Annotated in this window: 10 protein-coding genes; 5 read left to right on the top strand and 5 right to left on the bottom strand. The window is 65.5% G+C overall.

Annotated features, from left to right (window positions below; all coding sequences use genetic code 11):
- Positions 1–98 precede the first annotated feature (98 nt).
- The gene (locus tag PGN12_13925; protein MEH3104988.1) at positions 99–2,726 is read right to left on the bottom strand and encodes a family 78 glycoside hydrolase catalytic domain; all 2,628 of its coding nucleotides are present in this window, start codon (positions 2,724–2,726) and stop codon (positions 99–101) included.
- 352 nt (positions 2,727–3,078) lie between these two features.
- On the opposite strand from PGN12_13925, the gene PGN12_13930 reads away from it, so the two are divergent.
- Complete coding sequence (locus PGN12_13930) at positions 3,079–5,970, top strand: TonB-dependent receptor (protein ID MEH3104989.1); 2,892 nt, start codon at positions 3,079–3,081, stop codon at positions 5,968–5,970.
- 162 nt (positions 5,971–6,132) lie between these two features.
- Here PGN12_13930 and PGN12_13935 read toward each other — a convergent pair whose 3' ends face one another.
- The gene (locus PGN12_13935) at positions 6,133–8,919 is read right to left on the bottom strand and encodes a TonB-dependent receptor (protein ID MEH3104990.1); all 2,787 of its coding nucleotides are present in this window, start codon (positions 8,917–8,919) and stop codon (positions 6,133–6,135) included.
- A gap of 352 nt (positions 8,920–9,271) precedes the next feature.
- Between PGN12_13935 and PGN12_13940 the strand changes: the two genes are divergently transcribed.
- On the top strand, positions 9,272–10,471 hold the full coding sequence (locus tag PGN12_13940; protein ID MEH3104991.1) for a glycoside hydrolase family 27 protein: 1,200 nt from the start codon (positions 9,272–9,274) through the stop codon (positions 10,469–10,471).
- A gap of 207 nt (positions 10,472–10,678) precedes the next feature.
- Here PGN12_13940 and PGN12_13945 read toward each other — a convergent pair whose 3' ends face one another.
- Positions 10,679–12,922, bottom strand: coding sequence for a TonB-dependent receptor (locus tag PGN12_13945; GenBank protein ID MEH3104992.1), 2,244 nt, complete (start codon positions 12,920–12,922; stop codon positions 10,679–10,681).
- A gap of 150 nt (positions 12,923–13,072) precedes the next feature.
- On the opposite strand from PGN12_13945, the gene PGN12_13950 reads away from it, so the two are divergent.
- The 3 genes from PGN12_13950 to PGN12_13960 are packed head-to-tail and all read left to right on the top strand — an operon-like array spanning position 13,073 to position 15,940.
- Positions 13,073–14,308, top strand: a complete 1,236-nt coding sequence (locus PGN12_13950; GenBank protein ID MEH3104993.1) for a GTP-binding protein — start codon at positions 13,073–13,075, stop codon at positions 14,306–14,308.
- Complete coding sequence (locus tag PGN12_13955) at positions 14,305–14,877, top strand: DUF1826 domain-containing protein (GenBank protein ID MEH3104994.1); 573 nt, start codon at positions 14,305–14,307, stop codon at positions 14,875–14,877. The genes PGN12_13950 and PGN12_13955 overlap by 4 nt, the downstream gene beginning before the upstream one ends.
- A gap of 13 nt (positions 14,878–14,890) precedes the next feature.
- Positions 14,891–15,940: a prolyl oligopeptidase family serine peptidase gene (locus PGN12_13960; GenBank protein MEH3104995.1), complete on the top strand. Its 1,050-nt coding sequence runs from the start codon at positions 14,891–14,893 to the stop codon at positions 15,938–15,940.
- A gap of 92 nt (positions 15,941–16,032) precedes the next feature.
- Here the strand turns inward: PGN12_13960 and PGN12_13965 are convergent, their stop codons facing one another.
- Entirely contained in the window at positions 16,033–16,875 is an 843-nt protein-coding gene (locus PGN12_13965) for a class I SAM-dependent methyltransferase (protein MEH3104996.1), read from the bottom strand.
- Positions 16,872–19,052: a TonB-dependent receptor gene (locus PGN12_13970; GenBank protein ID MEH3104997.1), complete on the bottom strand. Its 2,181-nt coding sequence runs from the start codon at positions 19,050–19,052 to the stop codon at positions 16,872–16,874. Before PGN12_13970 ends, PGN12_13965 begins: the two co-directional genes overlap by 4 nt.
- Between the last annotated feature and the right edge of the window lie 8 nt (positions 19,053–19,060).

The raw sequence follows: 19,060 nt of genomic DNA on the forward strand, positions 1-19,060 counted from the left end.
GCGGAACCGACTCCAAATGTCTTGAAACCGGCATCATGTCGGACGAACCTTTCCGCGTTGCCCGGCGTGTGGCCGGCTTCCCCATTCGGCACGGCTGCTCAGCGCGCCGGAGATCGAAGCACGGCCGTCAGCACGCGTTCGCCGCCGAGTCGCGCCGCTACGCCGCCATCCCTCATGATCTCCCGCCCGCTCGCGCCGACGATGGACAGGCGGGCGGGATCGGCACCGGCAAGCAGGCCCGTCGACAGTTCGACCGTGGCATCGACGTTGGCTGGCGCCCGTATGGACACCTTGTCGCCGGCATATTCGACCAGCACCGGCCCGCGGATCGTCGGAATATGCGCGGTAAAGCGGGAGAGTCCGGCGGGTTCCGGACGGATACGCAGCGCGGCTGCACCGGGAGCGGTCATTTCCACCCCGGCGATGAACCGCGCGACGATATTGGCGGGCGCGCTGCCCCATGCGTGGCTGAACGTGGTGTTCGGCTTGATCGCCGGATCCCAGGCCTCCATCGCGATCGTCGCCCCGAGGTCGTCGATCATATGCAACCACGAGAAGCGTGTGCGACTGGTCATCAATGCCAGGGCAGCGCGCGGCTGCCCGGCCTGGAACAGCGCCTCCAGCAAGAATTGCGCCCCATAGACGCTCATCCGCATTCCTTGCGCGGCCAGCACCCGGCCGGCGGCGAGCCGGTGGCTGTCGGGCACCACGCCAAGCGCGACCGCAAAGGCGGTGGCATGTTGTGAACGATGATCGGCCCCGATCCCGTCCGCATAGCTGCCGTCCGGAGCCAGAAGCCGCGCATTGATCGCCTCGCGCAACCGACCGGCCTGCCCGGCAAAGCGGGTGCGATCCCCCGTCCGCCCCACCACATCCGCAATATTCGCCAGCGCGACGAGCGCAGCATATTGCCAGCAATTGACCACCGTGTTGACGCGCGTGAAGACATAGCCGTCACGATTGGCGACGGGCCAGTCGACCAGATCGCCCTCGGCCTGGCTCGATGCACCCGGGTCCTTCTCGACCAGTCCCTCCGCATTGATGCGGTCGGGCAGAAAGCGGGCGACCATCGCCGCATAATTCTCGGACAGTACGGCCGGATCGCCGGTCGCCATATAGTCGCGCCACGCGAGCACCGGCGTCTGCATCCGGTATTCGGTCGGCCATGTCGGGCGTCGCGCGAGATAGCCGGTCGCATAGCGCGCCAAGCCATAGCTACGCTGCGTCGCGAATTCTGACAGCTGATTGACGATCGCATCGCCCTCATACGGGCCGCGCTCGCGCGTGGGCGTGTCCTGATACAGATCGAGCCGAAGCGCCTCGATCGAATAGCGACACATCGCCCAGACACGGTCGAGATCGGCGTCGGAGCTGGTGAAGGCGGCATCGTCGTCGCGCCACGGCAACGCCAGGCGACATCCCGTGACCGCGTCGGTCAGGTCGAGCGCGGGGTCGGTCAGCACCTCGACCCACCGAAAGGCACGATAGCCCCAATGTTGCAGGGACTGCGGGCCATCGCGGAGCGTCCAGACCTCGCGATATTGCTGCGACGCGCGCAGCTTGTAACGGGCACCTCCGTCCTCGCCACGTTCCTCGCCAAGGCGGAGCTCGACGGTCTGGCCGGCGGTTCCGACGATCGACAGGCGGACGCCGCCGACGATCTCGCGCTGCATGTCGAAGAGCCAGCGACCCGGCGCGAGGCGCCTCGCCAGCGGTTTGACAGAAGTCTCGACGACCGGATCGACACGCTCGGGTTGCAGGGCAAGGCCCAGCGTCGCGGACGCGGGGGCGGCCCAACCGCGGGCATCGAAGCCGAGGCGATCCCATCCGACCGGCTCCGCGCGGGCGTTGATGAATTCCTGCGGCGCGGCATAATAGCCGCCACCCGTGCTGCCGGAAGCGGGTCGCCAGCGATCACCCGTCGCGACGCGCCAGCCCGTATCCGGTCCGGTGCCGATGACGATCCGTTCGCCACTGGTGCGCACGATGGTGAGTTGCGCGAGAAACGCGTGCCCCTCCGTCGCGTAGCACAGCGCGCCGAGGACGTTGGCACCGGGGCGAAGCCGATCGGTCAGGTCGAAGGTGGCGTACCGCAGTTCCGCGACGGGATCGTAGGAGCGCACCGGGCCGACGCCGACGAACGTGCCGTTGAGCGTCAGGCGAAAGACATATTGGCGCGCCGGTTCGGGCGAGGCGGCAGTGACGTGGAGCCACGCCGCCTCGACGTCGCCGGGCACGTCGAAGGCGAGGCGGGCCAGCAGCCAGTCGCCGGGCGTGGGCGTCCAGACCGGTCGCGCCGCCCAGGTTTCAGGGGCGGCACCGATCAGGCGCTGCGGCGCGCTCCATTGCGAGGCACGACCTGCCTCGTCCCAGCTTCGCACGCGCCAGAAGGTATGATGTCCTCGCGCCACGATCGGAAAGGGCATGATGACGCTTGTGGTCGCACGCTCCGCAATCCGGCCGGTATCCCGGTCGGGTTGGTCGTTGAGCAGGCGGCGGCGAGACGTGGCGGCCTGAACCTGCCAGCCGGTCTGGACGCCGCGGGTGCCGGCGGGCGCAGTCCAGCTAAGCCGGGCCGCTTCCGGAAGGATGCCCGCCGGCTCCTCCCGCAGATCGACCAGCAGCCCTTCCGGGGCTTCGCCGCCGGAGCCGGCGCGGGCGGCGCCGGCGAGCGGAAGAGCGGCAGCGCCGCCAGCCGCGGCGATCAGTTCGCGCCGGCTTAGCATGCCGGTTCGATAACCGTCGGCGCGCTGGTGGCCGATCGCCTGCTGCCCGTCATCGACATCGCCCGTCCCCCGCTATCTTTTCACTCTATCGCACAACTCGTCACGATATGGAACACACTTGCCTGTCCCGACGCGTGCGATTCGTCGCGGGTGAGCGGCCAGGGCCGGACCGCCGGAGTGTTCGATCGTGACCCATCCACCGCCAACCACCTCTTTCATCCGGACATTCCGCCCTTCTCCGTTCCCTATTGCAGAGAATCTCATATGTGGATATCTTGTTTCAATAAATGAAATTACACAGCTGCAACCCCCGGGGCGGGATCGGGCAGCGGGGTGACATGGAGGGGAATCGATGATGAAGCGTCGTGGTACGTGGCTTGCGGCAGTTTCGCTGATGGCAGTCGCCGCGCCGGCGGGCGCGCAGACCCAGTCGATCGATCGCTCCGATTCCGTGACATCGCAGTCCGATCGCACCCCTGCCCCGGTGCGTGACACCGATCCGCAAGGCGTGGACGCGAACGCCACTTCGCAGGCGGACGCCAACGCGGCCGGCGACATCATCGTCACCGGCATCCGCCAGAGCTATGCCAATGCGCTGGCCACGAAGCGCGAAGCGGTCGGCGTGACCGACGGCATTTCGGCCGACGGCATCGGTCGGTTCCCGGATCTGAACGTCGGCGAAGCGTTGCAGCGCATCCCCGGCGTCCAGATCAACCGCGAGGCGGACAGCCGTGATGCGACGATCAACCTGCGTGGCCTGCCCGGCACCTATGCGCGCACGACGTTCAACGGCAATGCGTTCGCCGATCCGGTGCTGGACGGCTCGAGCCCGCTCGGCGCGTTCGAATCCGACGTGTTCAGCGCGTTCGTCATCATCAAGTCGCCGTCGGCCGCCGACCAGCCGGGCGGGATCAGCGGCAATGTCGACCTCCAGACGCAGCGCGCGCTGGCGCGCAAGGACGGCGCCCTCTCCGCCAAGCTCATGGGCGTATATGAAGAGACGACGAAGACGTTCAACCCGGCGGGCAGCGCGTCCTGGTCGAAACATTTTCTGGACGACACGCTCGGCTTCTATGTGACGGGTGCGTGGTCGCAGCAGAATTTTCGCCGCGATTCGATCAGCTTCAACCAATATACGCCGCTATCGAAGACGACGACGCCCGATTATGCGACGCGTTACGGCACCGGCAACGTACTCTTTCCTTCCGACGTGCGTCAGTTCACCAAGACCAACAAGGGTGATCGCTACACAATCGCGTCGGGCGCGGAATGGGCGGCGACCGACAGGCTAACCTTCGGCCTGAACGGCATCTACACGCAGCGCAATTATCGCGACGCAACGACTTTGCTGAGCGAATATGACATGCGCGCCGGCCAGACGGTGGTCAATCCGACCGGCGACACGTTCAAGCTGGCCGATGGCAACACCTACATCAACAAATACGATTATCGGAACGCCCGCGTGTTCGGATCGAGCCGGTCGGAGCCGTCGATGGTCCGCGCGCTCGGGCTTTATGGCGACGTCGGCTATAAGGATGACGACTGGCGGCTGCTGACCACCTTCTCCTTCTCCAATGCGCGCAACTCGGTGGTCCAGACGCAGTTCGACTATCGCAAGCTGCCCAGCGACGCCGGCAATGGAACCAGCGGATCGATCGCCTCGGGCGGCGCCAACATCAGCGACTTCCTCGCGACCGTCTCGCCCAGTCCGGCGCTGACCTTCACGCCGGGGCCGTGGACGACGATCAGCGCGAACGAGCTGCGCAACCCGCAGGGCGACGTGTTCATCGTGGCGGGTAGCGAAGGGATCGCGACGAACCGCCTTTATGCCGGCCAGTCGGACATCGAACGCTATTTTTCCAGCGACATCATCAAGAGCTTCCAGGCCGGCGTGCGCGCCGAGCGGACGGAATTCAGTTCGCAGCAATATCGCTCGACCGTCTATGGCGTGCAGAGCCAGAACATCAGTTCCGCGCTGATCGTACCGGCGCCGTTCAATGACAATTTCTTCGGCGGCAAGGTCGACGGGTTCAACCGCAACTGGCAGGTGATCGACATCGCCGCCGCCAATGCGGCGCTCAAGCCGGTAACGGTCGGCCCTGGCCAGACGCTGACCGCCAACGGCTATATCAACAACACCTCCGATGGCGGCGTCGGGCAGCTCAATTTCGCGCTGAACAACGATGTGATCTCGGCCTATGGCATGGCTAAGCTGGAGACGCAGCTGGGCGGCATCCGGGTGCGCGGCAACGTCGGCCTGCGCTATGAACACACGCGCAGCGAAACGATATCGACCCAGTATCTGGCGGGCGTTCCCTCGACGGTCCGGCAAACGCAGGACTATGGCGAGTGGCTGCCGTCGGCGTTGATCGCAGCGGACCTGACCGACAAGCTGGTCCTGCGCGGCGCCTATTACCGCTCGTTCGTTCGCCCGCAACCGCGGCAGGTGTCGCCCGCCACGGTGATCTCGGGCAGCGGCGCGCTCTATAACGTGTCGTTGGGCAATACCGAGATCGAGCCGTTCACCGCGGACTCGGTCGACGTGTCGCTGGAATTCTATAACCGGCCGGGCGGCAACATCTCGGTCGCGGCGTTCCAGAAGCGGATCTCCGGGCTGATCGGCCCGATCACCGATCGGTCGCAGCTGTGTCCGGCGAACGGCGGGTCGTTCGGCCTCGGCCCGCTGCAACTGGTCGGCGACACCTGTCAGTCGACGACGCGGGTGTTCAACGGGCAGCCGGTGCAGGTGATCGTCTCGGGCAACGCCAACGCCGCCAGCCCGATCACCGTGCGCGGCATCGAATTCTCGATCCAGCAGAACCTCGACTTCCTGCCCGGCGTGCTGTCGGGGCTGGGCGGCGCGTTCAACTATTCGTTCACCGACGTCAGCGGCCGGGCGAGCAACGGCACCGATGCGATCCTGCCCGGCGTCTCGCGACATACGGCGAACCTGATCGGCTATTACGAGACCAAGCTGTTCGGCGTTCGCGTGACATACAATTACCGCAGCAAATATGATCTGCCCGCAGGCGGCACCTTCGCCGGCGCGGCGCGGCAGGTGAAGGAGCGTGGGCAGCTGGACGCTTCGGCCTCGCTCAACATTTCGGAAACCATCTCGCTGACTGCGGACGCCTTCAACCTGACCAATGCCGAGCGGATCGAATATCAGAATTCGCCGCTGATGCCCCGCCGCGCCGACTTCGACGGGCGGACGTATCAGGTCGGCGTCCGCGTTGCCTTCTGAACGGATCAATCGTCGCCGGTCGGGGCAACAATCACGGGGGGATCGATCTTGGCCTCGTCCTCGCCACAGGTTGTTCGATGAGGAGAAGGCGTGTCCCGGACGGCCGAGTTGCGGCCAAAAGAACCTCCCCGGTGGATGCCGGGGAGGCAGGAGGGGAAGGCGTCAGAAGCGCGCCCGGACACCGAACAGGTAACGGGCACCGGTGTTCTGGAGCAGCAGGAAGCGTTCCTCGAGCACCGAATAATCGTGAACATAGGCGCTGGTGAGGTTCACACCCTGCGCATAGACCTGAACTTCAGGTGTGATGTCATAGGCCAGGCTGGCGTCCAGCTGGCCATAAGCGGCGCGGTTTTCCGACCGCGATGCCGCGCCGAAGCATTGGCGCAGGGACGACGACCGCCAACTGTACGAGACGCGCGCCTGAAGGCCGAACTTTTGGTAGAACACGCTGCCGTTGGCCGAATGCGGCAACAGATCATTATAGCCACACTGCGTGTCGCTGGTGCCGGAGCTGCGCGACACGCTGCTGGTCACATAGGTGTAATTGCCGGCATTGCCGAAGCCCGAGAGGGCGCCGGGCAATTTGTCAAACGCATATTGGCCGCCGATATCAACACCCGCGATCGAGCCGCTCTGGCCGTTGCGAGTACGGGTGTCCTGGAAGGTGTAGCCCGCGAACGCCACAGGCAGGGTCTGGCTCTCCAGGAAGTCGGAGACCTGCTTGTAGAAGCCGGACATGCTGACATAGCTGATGTCGTTCAGATAATATTCGTAGGACAGATCGTAGTTAGTCGAACAGAACGGCTTGAGCAGCGGGTTGCCGCCGCCCGATGTGGCCGCCGTGATCCGCCCCGAATAGCTGTTGTCGACGCCCAGCGAGGTCAACGTCGGCCGTGTGACGGTCTTCGACACCGCGGCACGCAGGAACATCCGCGACGTCAGGTCATATTTCAGGTACGCGGACGGCAGGAGGTCGGAATAATGATTGTCCACCTTGATCGCCTGCGGCGCACCGAAGGTGAATTTCAGATTGTCGTCACCGGGATTGACGAAGATGCTGACCACCTGCTGGCCGAACCCGCGCGAGGTGACGCGCGTGTCGATGAAGCGCGCGCCGACGTTGCCCGACCAATTGTCGCCGCCGAAGTTGGCATTGACGTAGCCGGCGACGACTTTCTCCTGCACGTCCAGCGTCTGTGCCGGGCGGTTACGTAGGCCGTACGGCCCTCCCGCGAGCGCTTGTACGCGCGCCGCTTCGGCGGCCTGCTCCGCTGCGGTACGTCCCTGCCGCGGCGTCGCGAGCACGGAGGGTTGGGAGATGTAGGCAAACACCGCCGCAGGGTCGAAGGTGAAGAACGACCTGGGGATGTTCTCACTGCCCGACGCTTTGGACAGGAATCCGTCGAGCGTGTAGGGAGTGACCAGATTGGCCGGGATCGGCACGTCATAGCCGCAATAGGTACAGACCGAGTCCGAATTGTCGGCCAATGTGCGGGTCTTGCGGCGCTGATTGTAGGCGGCGCCGAACATCAGCGATTTAACGATTCCATTGTCGATCTTGTACGTGCCGTCGGCGTGGAGTTCGACGCCCTTGTCCTTGACGCGAACGAATTCGTTCAGGCCGTAGTGCGCCCGCATCAGGCTGGCGTCGGTGATCGGGCCGAGGTTCGATGCGGTCGGCAGATCATTCTCGGGCGTGAGGTCGAACCGCGGCGAGGTCTGCGCAAGTGAGCCGACGACCAGGAAGTAGCGCGGCTGGTTGCGGGTGGCCTGCGTCGCGGAGGCGTCGAACTTCAGCTGAATCCGGTCGCTGACGTCCCAGGCCAGGTTGGTCCCGATCTGGAAGCTCTCGGTCTTGCGCTGTTGCCCGGTGACGATGTTGTCGTTCTGCGACAGCGTCACGCGATCGTCCTTCAACGACGGATCGGTCAGCGCCGGATTCGCCGCGAGGAACTGCGAACCGGGGCGGTTGAAGCCGGTGACGGTGCCGTTGGCATCGGTGGTCACGCCGATGAAGCGCGGCGTGTAGAAGATGCCGAAGAAGCGGTTCGTGCTGGTGACGTTGAATCGCGAATAGAGCCCGTCGACGGTCAGCAGCAGGTTGTCGTTGATCTGCGACTGGATCGAGCCCGACAGGTTGATGCGTTCGCGGTCGTTGGCTTCGCGGTTGAAGTTCAGGTTGCGCGGGGTGTGGATGCCGTCGCGCGTGATGAGCGACGACGCACCCAGCCCTGTCGAACTGGCCGTACCGTTGATCACCCCTTCCGGGCCGTAGATCCAGCCGTTGAGATCGACGAAGTCGCGCTGGCTCTTGCGGTCAGTATAGGACGCCGACAGCAACGCGCCGAACGTCTTGTCCTCGTTCGTCCAGCTGATGACGCCCGACACGTCCGGGCTCAGCTTCTTGGCAAGTCCGTCATAGATGCCGCCGGCCGCCGCCGCGACGTGCAGGCCCGACTTGCCGTCGAGCGGTCGCGCGGTGACGACGTTGACGGTCGCGCCGATGCCGCCTTCCTGCAATTGCGGCAGCGACGATTTATAGACGTCGGTGCGCTGGATCATGTTCGACGACAGGACGTCGAACGAGAATTCGCGTCCGTCATTGTCGGTCGCCATGATGCGGCCGTTGACGAGCTCGGTGTTGAACTCCGGGCCGAGACCGCGAACCGTGATGAACTGTCCTTCACCACCCGACCGGTCGATCGCGACGCCGGTGATCCGCTGGAGCGATTCGGCTACGTTATTGTCCGGGAACTTGCCGGTGTCTTCGGCGGAGATGGAATCGACGATGTTTTCGGCGTTGCGCTTGGTCGCGACGGAGGAGCGGAGACTGCTGCGAATACCGGTGACGACGATGTCGTCGGGGTTGCTGACCTCCGATGGCGCTTGCGGCTGTTGCGGCGTGTCTGCCAGCGGTATTCCCGTCTCAGCGACAGCATTTGCGTTCAAATGTGCGTGAGCAGGAACCCCGTCGCAGACAAGCAATGCCGCTATACTATATTATGCAATGCCGCCTTCATATTTCCCCTCCTGTTGCTGCCCATCATTATTTGGCGACATAGTCATTTTATGTGTCGGACTTTTATAGGTTAATATCCTATAGCAACTGCTTTATTATAGCAAAGTGATTATTTTTCCCGGTATTGAGTTGTTTTGGGCGATCACTCCGCATTTACGTAGTCGGATAAATCAATGATCTGCAGTCCGGCAGCTGACAACTTCCAGGGGGAGCGTAATAATGGATAAGCTGGAAATCAGCCGCCGTTAGACACTTGCCGGAACGATCTTGGTCGGGGGCACCATGCTGGCGAACGTGCCGGGCGCGCATGCCGCGGGTACGCCGACGCTGCTGGCGCCGCGCCCTCCGATGGGCTGGAACAGCTGGAACAGTTTCGCGACGACGATCACCGAGGCGCAGGCGCGCGAAACCGCCGCGATCATGCGCGCGAAGTTGCTGCCGTTCGGCTATGACGTCTTCACCGTCGACATCCAGTGGTACGAGCCCGAGGCGTCGAGCTACACCTACAATGCCAAGCCGACGCCGGCGATGGACGGTTATGGCCGGGTTATTCCGGCGCCGAACCGCTTCCCGTCCAGCGCGGACGGATCGGGCTTCACGAAGCTCGCCGCCGACGTTCATGCGATGGGCATGAAGTTCGGCATCCACGTCATGCGCGGCATCCCGCGGCTGGCGGTCGAGAAGAACCTGCCGATCCTCGGCACCCGTTATCGCGCCGCCGATGTCGCGGACAAGAACAGCATCTGTTCGTGGAACCCCGACATGTACGGCGTCGACATGACGAAGCCGGGCGCGCAGGCCTATTACGACAGTATCTTCCGCCTTTATGCCGATTGGGGCGTCGACTTCGTCAAGATGGACGACATGAGCCGCCCCTATGACGCACACGCGCCGGAGATCGAGGCCGCGCACAAGGCGATCGTCAACAGCCGACGCGCGATCACGCTCAGCCTGTCGCCCGGCGAGACGCCGGTGGTCCGCGGCGGGCATGTCCGCGAATATGCGCAGATGTGGCGCATCTCCGACGATTTCTGGGATGATTGGGGGATGCTGGAGGCGCAGTTCACGCGGCTCGAGAACTGGAACCCGTGGCGCCGCCCCGGCGCGTGGCCCGATGCCGACATGCTGCCGCTCGGCCGGCTCGCGCTCGGCCAACGCGACACGAAGTTCACGCCTGACGAACAGCGGACGTTGATGACCCTGTGGTCGATCGCGCGCTCGCCGCTCATCATGGGCGGCGACCTGCGCCACCTCGACGCCCCGACGCTGGCGTTGCTCACCAACCGCGCGGTGCTGGCGGTCAATCAGGCGTCGACCGGCAACCAGCCGCATTTCATCGCGGACGGCACGCGGATCTGGTCCGCGCGCCCCGAGGATGCGCCCGCCCGCTTGGCGGTGTACGGTTATCCAGGAAAGCGCGACGGTACAACGCAGTACGAACGATGGCGTCGCTTGAGGCTATGCCCGCAGAAAACGCATTGAAGGAGCCACGGGCACTCTGCGCCATCTGCCATGCCAGATACGGGTTGATGCTGGTAGTGACACCCGACCAATCAGAAGCGAGACTGCAAACCGCTTGCGGCAGGCCTGATTGTCGAACGCCGCGCTGTGCAGAACCGCCACGGTGACGACCGGAATCGATTTCGACAGGCCTCGGTAGCGCGCGAGGCGCGACCGAGAAGCCCGCCATCAGAATATCGCTCGCACCCCAAGGGCCAGCGCACGGCCGGGCAGCGGCGCGCGCAGTCGCAGGAAGGAATTGTGCAGCCGCGCCTCCGTATTGCGCAGGTTGGTCGCGTCGACGAACAGCTCATAGCGGGCCTGCATTCCGAAGCGGTAAGCGGCATGGGCGTCGACCAGCGTGAAGCCGTCGGATACCGGTTCGCTCTTGGCGACATCCGCCTGTCGGAGGTAGTGGACGGCCCCGACCGACGAGCGGAGCGTACCGCTGTCCCAGCCCAGATCGCCACCATAACGCGACATTGGCGTGCGCGGGAGAAAATCGCCGTCGAGCCGCTGCCGGAAATATTGTCGGTCGAACGCCGCCGTCGCGCCGCTGGCAAACGGGCTATAGCCGTCGGGCAAGGTAAAGACCGGGCGGACCTGCACATAATCGCCAAAGCCATGCAGCGCTAATTGGCCGATGCCCGTCGTCGCGCGGATCGTCGCCTCGCCCTCGATGCCACGGAAGCGGGTGTCGCCCTGTCGCCATTCGCGGACCGGCAGGGTCCGCGACACGCCGGTGTTGCCGAGATAGATATAGTCCGAGAATGTCGTGCTATAGGCGGACACCGCGGCGGTCAGCCAGCGCGCGTCGATGCCACCCCCGACCTCGATCGTCTCGGCCCGCTCCTTGCGCAACCGCGCGTCGCCCTGCTCCTCGGTCAGGATCGAGAAGTGATTGCCGTTGGCGTAAAGCTCGTTGACGCCCGGCGCCCGTTCGGCATGGGACCAGCGTGCGTTCAGGTAGAGGACCTTGAACAGTGACAAGCGTGCGCCGACATCGCCGCTCAGCAGGTGGAAGTCGGTATCGCGGGCGTAGACCGCGCCCTTCCCCCGCCCCGCCCGCACGCTGGCTTCGTCCAGGTCGTAGCGCACCCGATCATAACGGATGCCGCCATTCAGGATCAGCGGCGACAGCGTCAGCCGCTCGGTCAGGAAGGCGGAGCGTTCGGCGGTGACGACGCTCGGCAGATAGGAGGTCGTCTCGGCGGTACGCAGGCCGTGATCGGCGATCTGCCCGCCGATCGAGCCACTGAGCGGGCCGAGCGGTCGGTGCGCGATCTCGATGCGCGCCTCCTCGCCGGTGCCGTCGAAGCGGCTCCAGTCGCGATCGGGCAGGCGTTCGCGGTCGCGCGAACGGACATGCGCCGCACGCAGCGTCACCGTCGCGATACCGGGCAGGGGGTCGTAGAGCGCGCCTTTCAGGTCGAAGCGCGTCTGGCCGACGCTGACGCCGATCGGGCTCCCGCCGGTGCGTGACGCGGTGATCAGCGTAAAGCCGGGCACGCCATAGCTGTTGTCGTATCGGCCGATCGACAGGCCCAGAAAACCGCCATCGACGATCAGGCTGCCGCCCGCCGTCACCGCGCCGGTCCGGATCGCGCTATTGGGCAGCCGTCCGTCGGCATCGCCCATTGGGTCGAGCGCGGTGATGACCTGTCCCGATACCGGTGTCGCGTCGACATAGCGTTTGAGCGTCGGATCCAAGACATAGGTCGGTTTGGCCAGCCGGACTTGGCAGAGCGCCTGCAGCGGCGCGGCAGAAACGAGCGCCTTCCAGCTGCGGCACGTATCGGCCTTGGCGCGACCGGGGATCGCTTGATCGCCCTGATACCGATACAGCCCGTCGAGGTGCCACGCGAACGCGCCATGCCCGCCGTCGAGCCGCGTCATCGTCGTCACGCCGACATTATCGCCAGTGCGCACCTCGGCCCGCCCGGTCGGTGCGCCGTCATGCCGCAGCGTGGGGATGCGGCCGTCGACGAGGTTCACCGCGCCGCCGATCGCCGCGCCGCCATAGGGGACGGCGGCGCTGCCCTTTCGCACCTCGATCCGCTCGGCGAGGAACGGCTCGATCGCGGCGGCATGTTCGGCGCCCAGGCCCGCCGCATCGCGGGTCGGCAGGCCGTCCAGCAGGGTCGCGACCCGCCCGCCGGTCTGGCCACGTATCGTCGGGCGACCGACCGCGGGACCGAAATAATCGTTGTGGACCCCCGGCACACGCGCCAGCGTCTCGCCCGGCGTCGCCGCCTTGCGGCGGTCGAGTTCCGCGCCTTCGATCGCCTCACCGACAGCGCCGGGCACACCCTTGACGTCGCCGATATCGGCACGCTGTCCTTCGACGACGATCGTCGACGGCACCTTCTCGGCCAACGGATATGCGGCGCTCGTCCCTGCGGCAGCTGCCAGCAGGATCAATTCAGAGACCATCGGTCGTTCATTCCCCCTTGAAACTCGGCGGGCTTATGGGATGGTATATTGTATCACTCAAGTGTCTGACTTTCACGCCTGACCCAAAACGACCAACTGGACGAACGTGATGTTACAGTATATCATTGCAATGTAGAGATGGAGAAAGTGATGGTGCCCGAGTTCATCCACGATACGCGCCTGCCGGTGACGGTGCTGTCCGGCTTCCTCGGGGCGGGGAAGACGACGTTGTTGAACCACATCCTCGCCAATCGTGAGGGGCGTCGCGTCGCGGTGATCGTCAACGACATGTCCGAGGTGAACATCGACGCCGATCTCGTCCGGGGCGGAGAGGCGGCGCTGTCGCGGTCGGAGGAGGCGCTGGTCGAGATGACCAACGGCTGCATCTGCTGCACGCTGCGCGACGACCTGCTGGCGGAGGTCCGTGCGCTCGCCGAGGCGGGGCGATTCGACTATTTGGTGATCGAGAGCACGGGCATCTCCGAGCCGCTGCCCGTCGCCACCACCTTCTCCTTCCGCGACGAAGCGGGCGTGTCGCTGGGCGATGTCGCCCGGCTCGACACGATGGTGACGGTGGTCGACGCACTCAACCTGCTCGCCGACTATTCCAGTCAGGACTTTCTGGCCGATCGCGGCGAAACCCTGGGCGAGGACGATACGCGCAGCCTCGTCGGCCTGCTGGTCGAACAGATCGAGTTCGCCGATGTGGTCGTCGTCAACAAGGCGTCGTCGGTATCGGCGGAACAGCTGGTGATCGTGAAGAAGCTGGTCGCCAGCCTAAACGCCGATGCGATGATCGTTACTGCCGATCACGGCCGCGTCGATCTCGACCTCATCCTCGCCACCGGGCTGTTCGATGAGGAGAAGGCGTCGCGCCATCCCTTGTGGGCGAAGGAACTCTACGGCTACGCCCATCATCAGCCCGAAACCGAGGAATACGGGATCGAGAGCTTCGTCTATCGCGCAAAGCGACCGTTCGATCCGGCGAAGTTCCATGCCTTTCTTACGGATGGCGGCCTCGACCATGTCGTCCGCGCCAAGGGGCATTTCTGGCTGGCGACGCGGCCCGACTGGGTCGGCGAACTGGCGGTGGCGGGCAGCCAGACCGAAACCGCGCGTATGGGCCGCTGGTGGGCGAGCATCCCGAAGAACCAATGGCCCGATGACGGCCGCTTCGAAGACTTCGTGGCGAAGCACTGGGACGCGATCTGGGGCGACCGGCGACAGGAGCTGGTATTCATCGGCATCGGCATGGATGAGGCGCGCATCCGCGCGCGGCTCGATGCCTGCCTCGTCCCAGCCAGCGCCTTCACGCCCATGCTATGGACGGGCTTGCGTGATCCGTTCCCGGCATGGGGTGAGCGGCAGCTGGAAGCCGCCGAATGAACCTCGACACCATGGCGCGCGACGTGGCGGTCGGCGCGCAGGTGGAAGTGCTGGAGGGCATCGGGCATGAAGACACCGCATTGGCGATATGGGAGCGTCCCGCGCTTCCCGCGCTGCACGCGGCACTTACGCTACTCGACCTCGACGCGGTCGACGATGTTGTTGCCGAGATCGCCACCAATGCCGCGCTGGATGATCTTCTGCGCGCCGCCGGATACCCGGAGGCCGTTGTCGATGCGATCGCCGCCGACATCGTCCTGCTGGCCCACCACCATGCCGAACTGACCGATGCCGATCGCCTGTCGCTGAAGCTGGAGGTGGTGGAAACCGACGCCTGCCGCCGCTTCCACGCCGATTACGTCACGCTACGGATGCTGTGCACCTATGTCGGTCCCGGAACCCAGTGGCAGCGCGTCGCCGATCCCGACACGATTGGCCAAGTGCCGACCGGCGCGGTCGCGGTGTTCAAGGGCCGACTGCTGCTCGACCCGCCGGCGGTGCTGCACCGCTCGCCCCCGATCATCGCCAGCGGCGAGCGCCGCCTGCTTCTCGCTATCGATCCGGCCTAAGGGGGCGGGAACCATGCTGAAGATGCTCACCCGCTGTCTGGCGATCATACTCGTGGCGGTCGCTAGCCCCGCCATTGCCGCGCCCTCGCCTACCGCCCTTGCCGACGGAACGGTCGTCTCGCGCGAAGCCTGGCGCACCCCCTTCGCGACGCGGGCGGAATGGCTGGCGTTCGTCGGCGGCACGCCGGACGGAGCGGAAGCGGCCCGGCGCTATGACACGCTCTACCCCGAAGGCGATTTCAATCGATGGACGCAGGGCAGGACGATCGGGATCAGCCGCATCGTCTATCGCAGCGGCGGGCTGGCGATTCGCGGCTTGCTGCTCGAACCCCGCACGCCCGGCCATCACCCCGTCCTGATCTTCAATCATGGCGGCGTCGGTGAATGGGGACGGATCGTCGTCCCGGACATACTGGAGATGAGCCGGCTGGCCGAGCGCGGCTATGTCGTCCTTGCCTCGGCCTTTCGCGGCGAAGGTGGCAGCGAAGGCAAACCCGACATGGGCGGCGGCGACATCGACGATGCGCTGGCGCTGATCGACGTCGCCGCGACCCTGCCGACCGCCGACGTTACCCGCGTCGGCATGTGGGGCTTCAGCCGCGGCGGGTTCACCACCTATGGCGCGCTGGCGAAGAGCCGCCGCATCGCCGCCGCGGTGATCGAGGGCGGTCCCACCGATCTCGTCCACGCCGCCCGCCGCGCCGAGTTCGACCGCCACGTCTATCCCGACGTGATCCCCGGCTATGCCGGCGACAAGGATGGCGTGTTGGCGCGGCGGTCGCCGATCAATTGGCCCGAGCGGCTTTCGCCCGGCACCGCGATCCTGATCCTCCACGGCGGCGACGATCCGCGCGTCGAGCCGACCGACGCCTTGCGCATGGCGGCCGCGCTACAGCGGCTGAAGCGATCCTATCGACTCAAGATCTATGAAGGCGGCGGCCATGACCTGATCGCGGACATGGTCGACGTCCGCGCGGAGATGGACCGCTTGTTCGACCGCTACGTCCGCGACCGCGTGACGCCGCCCATGAATGCCGCTGTGCCGGTGGCGGACGGACCGTAGTTCGGGAGCGGTTCCGACCGCCGGGGAAGCCGACCCCACGAGGACGGGTGGACGGCTTCCCTCGTCTTTGGTCACCGCATCATTTCTCGGCGCTACGGCGCGGCGGATGTGAACAACGCGCAGCTATATACGGGCCGCCCGGTGACCAACCTGTACAGATTGCTGATGATATACGACATGGCCCCGGATCGGCTCGCGACGTCATAGATCGCAGCCAGCGTCAATCTTGGCGCAAGCCGCGACAGGTCGGCGGGGCTTGGTACGCCCCACAAGAAGGCGGCCGTCGTCTTGCCCACGCTGGGGTTGCGCCGTCCGTGCCGCGCCATCAGCGGCGAGGCGAGGTCGAGCGCAAAGGTCAGCGGCGATGCTCGGTGTCGGGCTTCCTCCACCAGATCGCGGACCCACGCCTCTCCCCGGCCCGGATCGAGATACATGGAGACGCCCTCGGCCAGCACCAGAAGCGGCCTGCCTTGTTCCCAGTCCACGCGCTTCGTCCATTCCGCGACCTCGATGCCGTCACCGGCGAGGTGTCGGACGTTGGGCAACGAAGGCACCAGCGCCTCACGCAAGGCGACGACTTCGGCGAAGTCGATGTCGATCCACGTAATGCCCGGCGGCGGCACGATCCGGTTGGCGCGGGTGTCGAGGCCAGACCCGACCGAGACGACGAGGCCATGCGGATACTCCGTCACGAATTGCCGCGCGACGCCATCGAACCACAGCGAACGGACGATCGATCCGCGCATACTGGCCCGGTCCCCGGCGAAGCGGGCGGGGTCGAAGGCGAGCGCCTCGCCCACCACCTGCGCCGCCGGATCGACGAAGCCGAGGTCGGGATTGTCCCGCGCCGCCACCAGCCGCGCGGCGAGCGTGATCAACAGGGTTTCCGGCACGCCGGAAAGTTGTGGCGAGAGTTGCCCAGCGATCGCGGTCACAGCTTCCATCCCAATTCGACGCCCGCCTGTCGCCCGCGGCCGACCGGCGCATACCAATTGCCGTCATTGCCGAACGCCAGGTTGCGGAAGGCGAGACCCGAGGCGCGGCGGACGTCGGTCAGGTTTTCGACAAAGGCCCGCGCCGACCAGCGCGGTCCTTCATAGCCCGCCTGCAATCCGACCGTCTGCGTCGCGCCCTGCACCGCCTGCCCGAGGCTTTCGAGCGCCTCCTTGCCGGTCAACGACACTTCGCCGCGCGCGAACAGGCCACCGGGCAATTGATAGCGCGCGGCGAGATAGCCATCATAGGCGGGCACCAGCTTGACGCGACGGCCGCGCACATTGGTGGTCGCATTGACCTGAAGGTCGCGGTAGCGCGCGTCCGAATAGCCGAGATTGGCGGTCAGCGTCAGCCCGCGCACCGGATCGGCCGAGGCTTCCAGCTCGAACCCCTTGCTGTCGATCGAGGCGTTCGCGCCAATATAGTCCGACGAGATGATCCGGCCATTGGCGTCGGCGGCGACCTGGATTTCCTGCCAGTTGTTCGAACGGATATAGAAGCCCGCCCCCGCCAGCCGCAGCCTGCCGTCCGCCGAGCGCCATTTGAACCCGCCCTCGCGGCTCCACATCGTCTCCGACGCGAAGCGCAATATGTCGTCGGACAGATTGGCCTGCGCCGCGGTCAGGTTGAAACCGCCGGGGATATAGCCCTTGGCGGCATTGGCGTAGAAGGTGAGCTGCGGCGACGCCTTGTAGCGGATGGAGAAGCGCGGCAGCACGGCGTGGAAATCACCGCCCAGTTCGGCGTCCCGATATATGAACAGGCTGCCACCGCCCAGATCGAGCTGCCCGGCATTCTGCTTCGCCGTGCGATGGGCATGATCGTAGCGGATACCGGCGCTCAATGTCAGGGCCGGCAGGAACAGCGGCGACCAATTGGCCGAGCCGAACACGCCCCAGTCGCGCGAATGGGCGAATTGATGCGGCGCGGGCTGGTAGCTGGCAAGCGTCCCGACGCCGAGAAAAGTCGTCTGGAAGCGGTCGTCGTCCTCGCGATAATGGGTGACGCCGACGATATAGTTGAACGGTTCGCTCGCGGGCGAGGCGAAGCGCAGCTCGGCATTGTAGAAATCGCGCTTCTTGGCATCCTGACCGGCGACGGTCGGCAGTGCGGTGAAGTCGAAGTCCAGCCCCTTCGCGTCGCTCTGGAAGTGGCGATAGGACAGCGCCAGATCGATCGTGCCGTAACCCGGATCATAGCTGGCGGACAGGCCGGACACGATCTCGCGCTGGGTCGTCAGCTTCGGGGCATCCTCCAGATAATCGAAACGCCCGATCCGCCGCCCGCCGTTGAAGCGATCGGCATAGCTGCGATTGTAGAGCTCGATATCGAGCGGGACATATTGCTGGTCGAAAATGCCGGGCGCGTGCTTGTCGAGGATATAGGCGGTGCCGTTGACGGTCAGCGCGTCGACCGGATGCCAGCGCAGGCGGCCCTGCAGGAACAGCTCCCGCAGCGACCCGCCGGGTTGGCCGGGCTGGCGGTTGGGCAGGAAGCTGTCGCCCTGCGCCGCTTTCCACGCCACCGATCCCGCCAGCCCCTCGCCGAGCGGACCGCCGAGAAAGCCGTCCACCGCGCCGTTGATCCCGCCGCGATAGCCGGTGCCGGTGCCGCGCGCCTCCGCCACCACATGATCGGTCGGCGCGCGCGTGTTGATGACGATCAGGCCCGACTCGCTGTTCGCGCCGTAGAGCGTCGCCTGCGGCCCGCGCAGCACCTCGACCGATTCCACCTGATTGAGGACGGCATTGGACAGCTCACGGAACGGAATGCCGTCGATATAGACTGCCGCGCGGTTGACGATGAACGGATTGGACTCGATCCCGCGGATCGAAATGAAGGTGCTGCCCAGCTGGCCGCTTTCGTTGAACTGGACATTGGGCACCGCCGCATCGAGTTGGCGGACGTCGCGGATGCGCGCCTCGTCCAGTGCCTTGCGGTCGAGGACCGTGACGGACACGTCCGCATCCTGCAGCTTCGTGTCGCGGCGGGTGCCGGTGACGACGATGTCCGTTGGCGACTCCGGCGCGGCTGTCGCGTCCTGCGCCTGGGCTGAAAACGGCAGCGAGCAGGCGATGGCGACTGACGAGACGACGTAAAGAGACAGAAAGCGCATGATCCCCC

This window comes from Sphingomonas phyllosphaerae (assembly GCA_036946405.1).
GTDB lineage: Bacteria > Pseudomonadota > Alphaproteobacteria > Sphingomonadales > Sphingomonadaceae > Sphingomonas > Sphingomonas phyllosphaerae_D.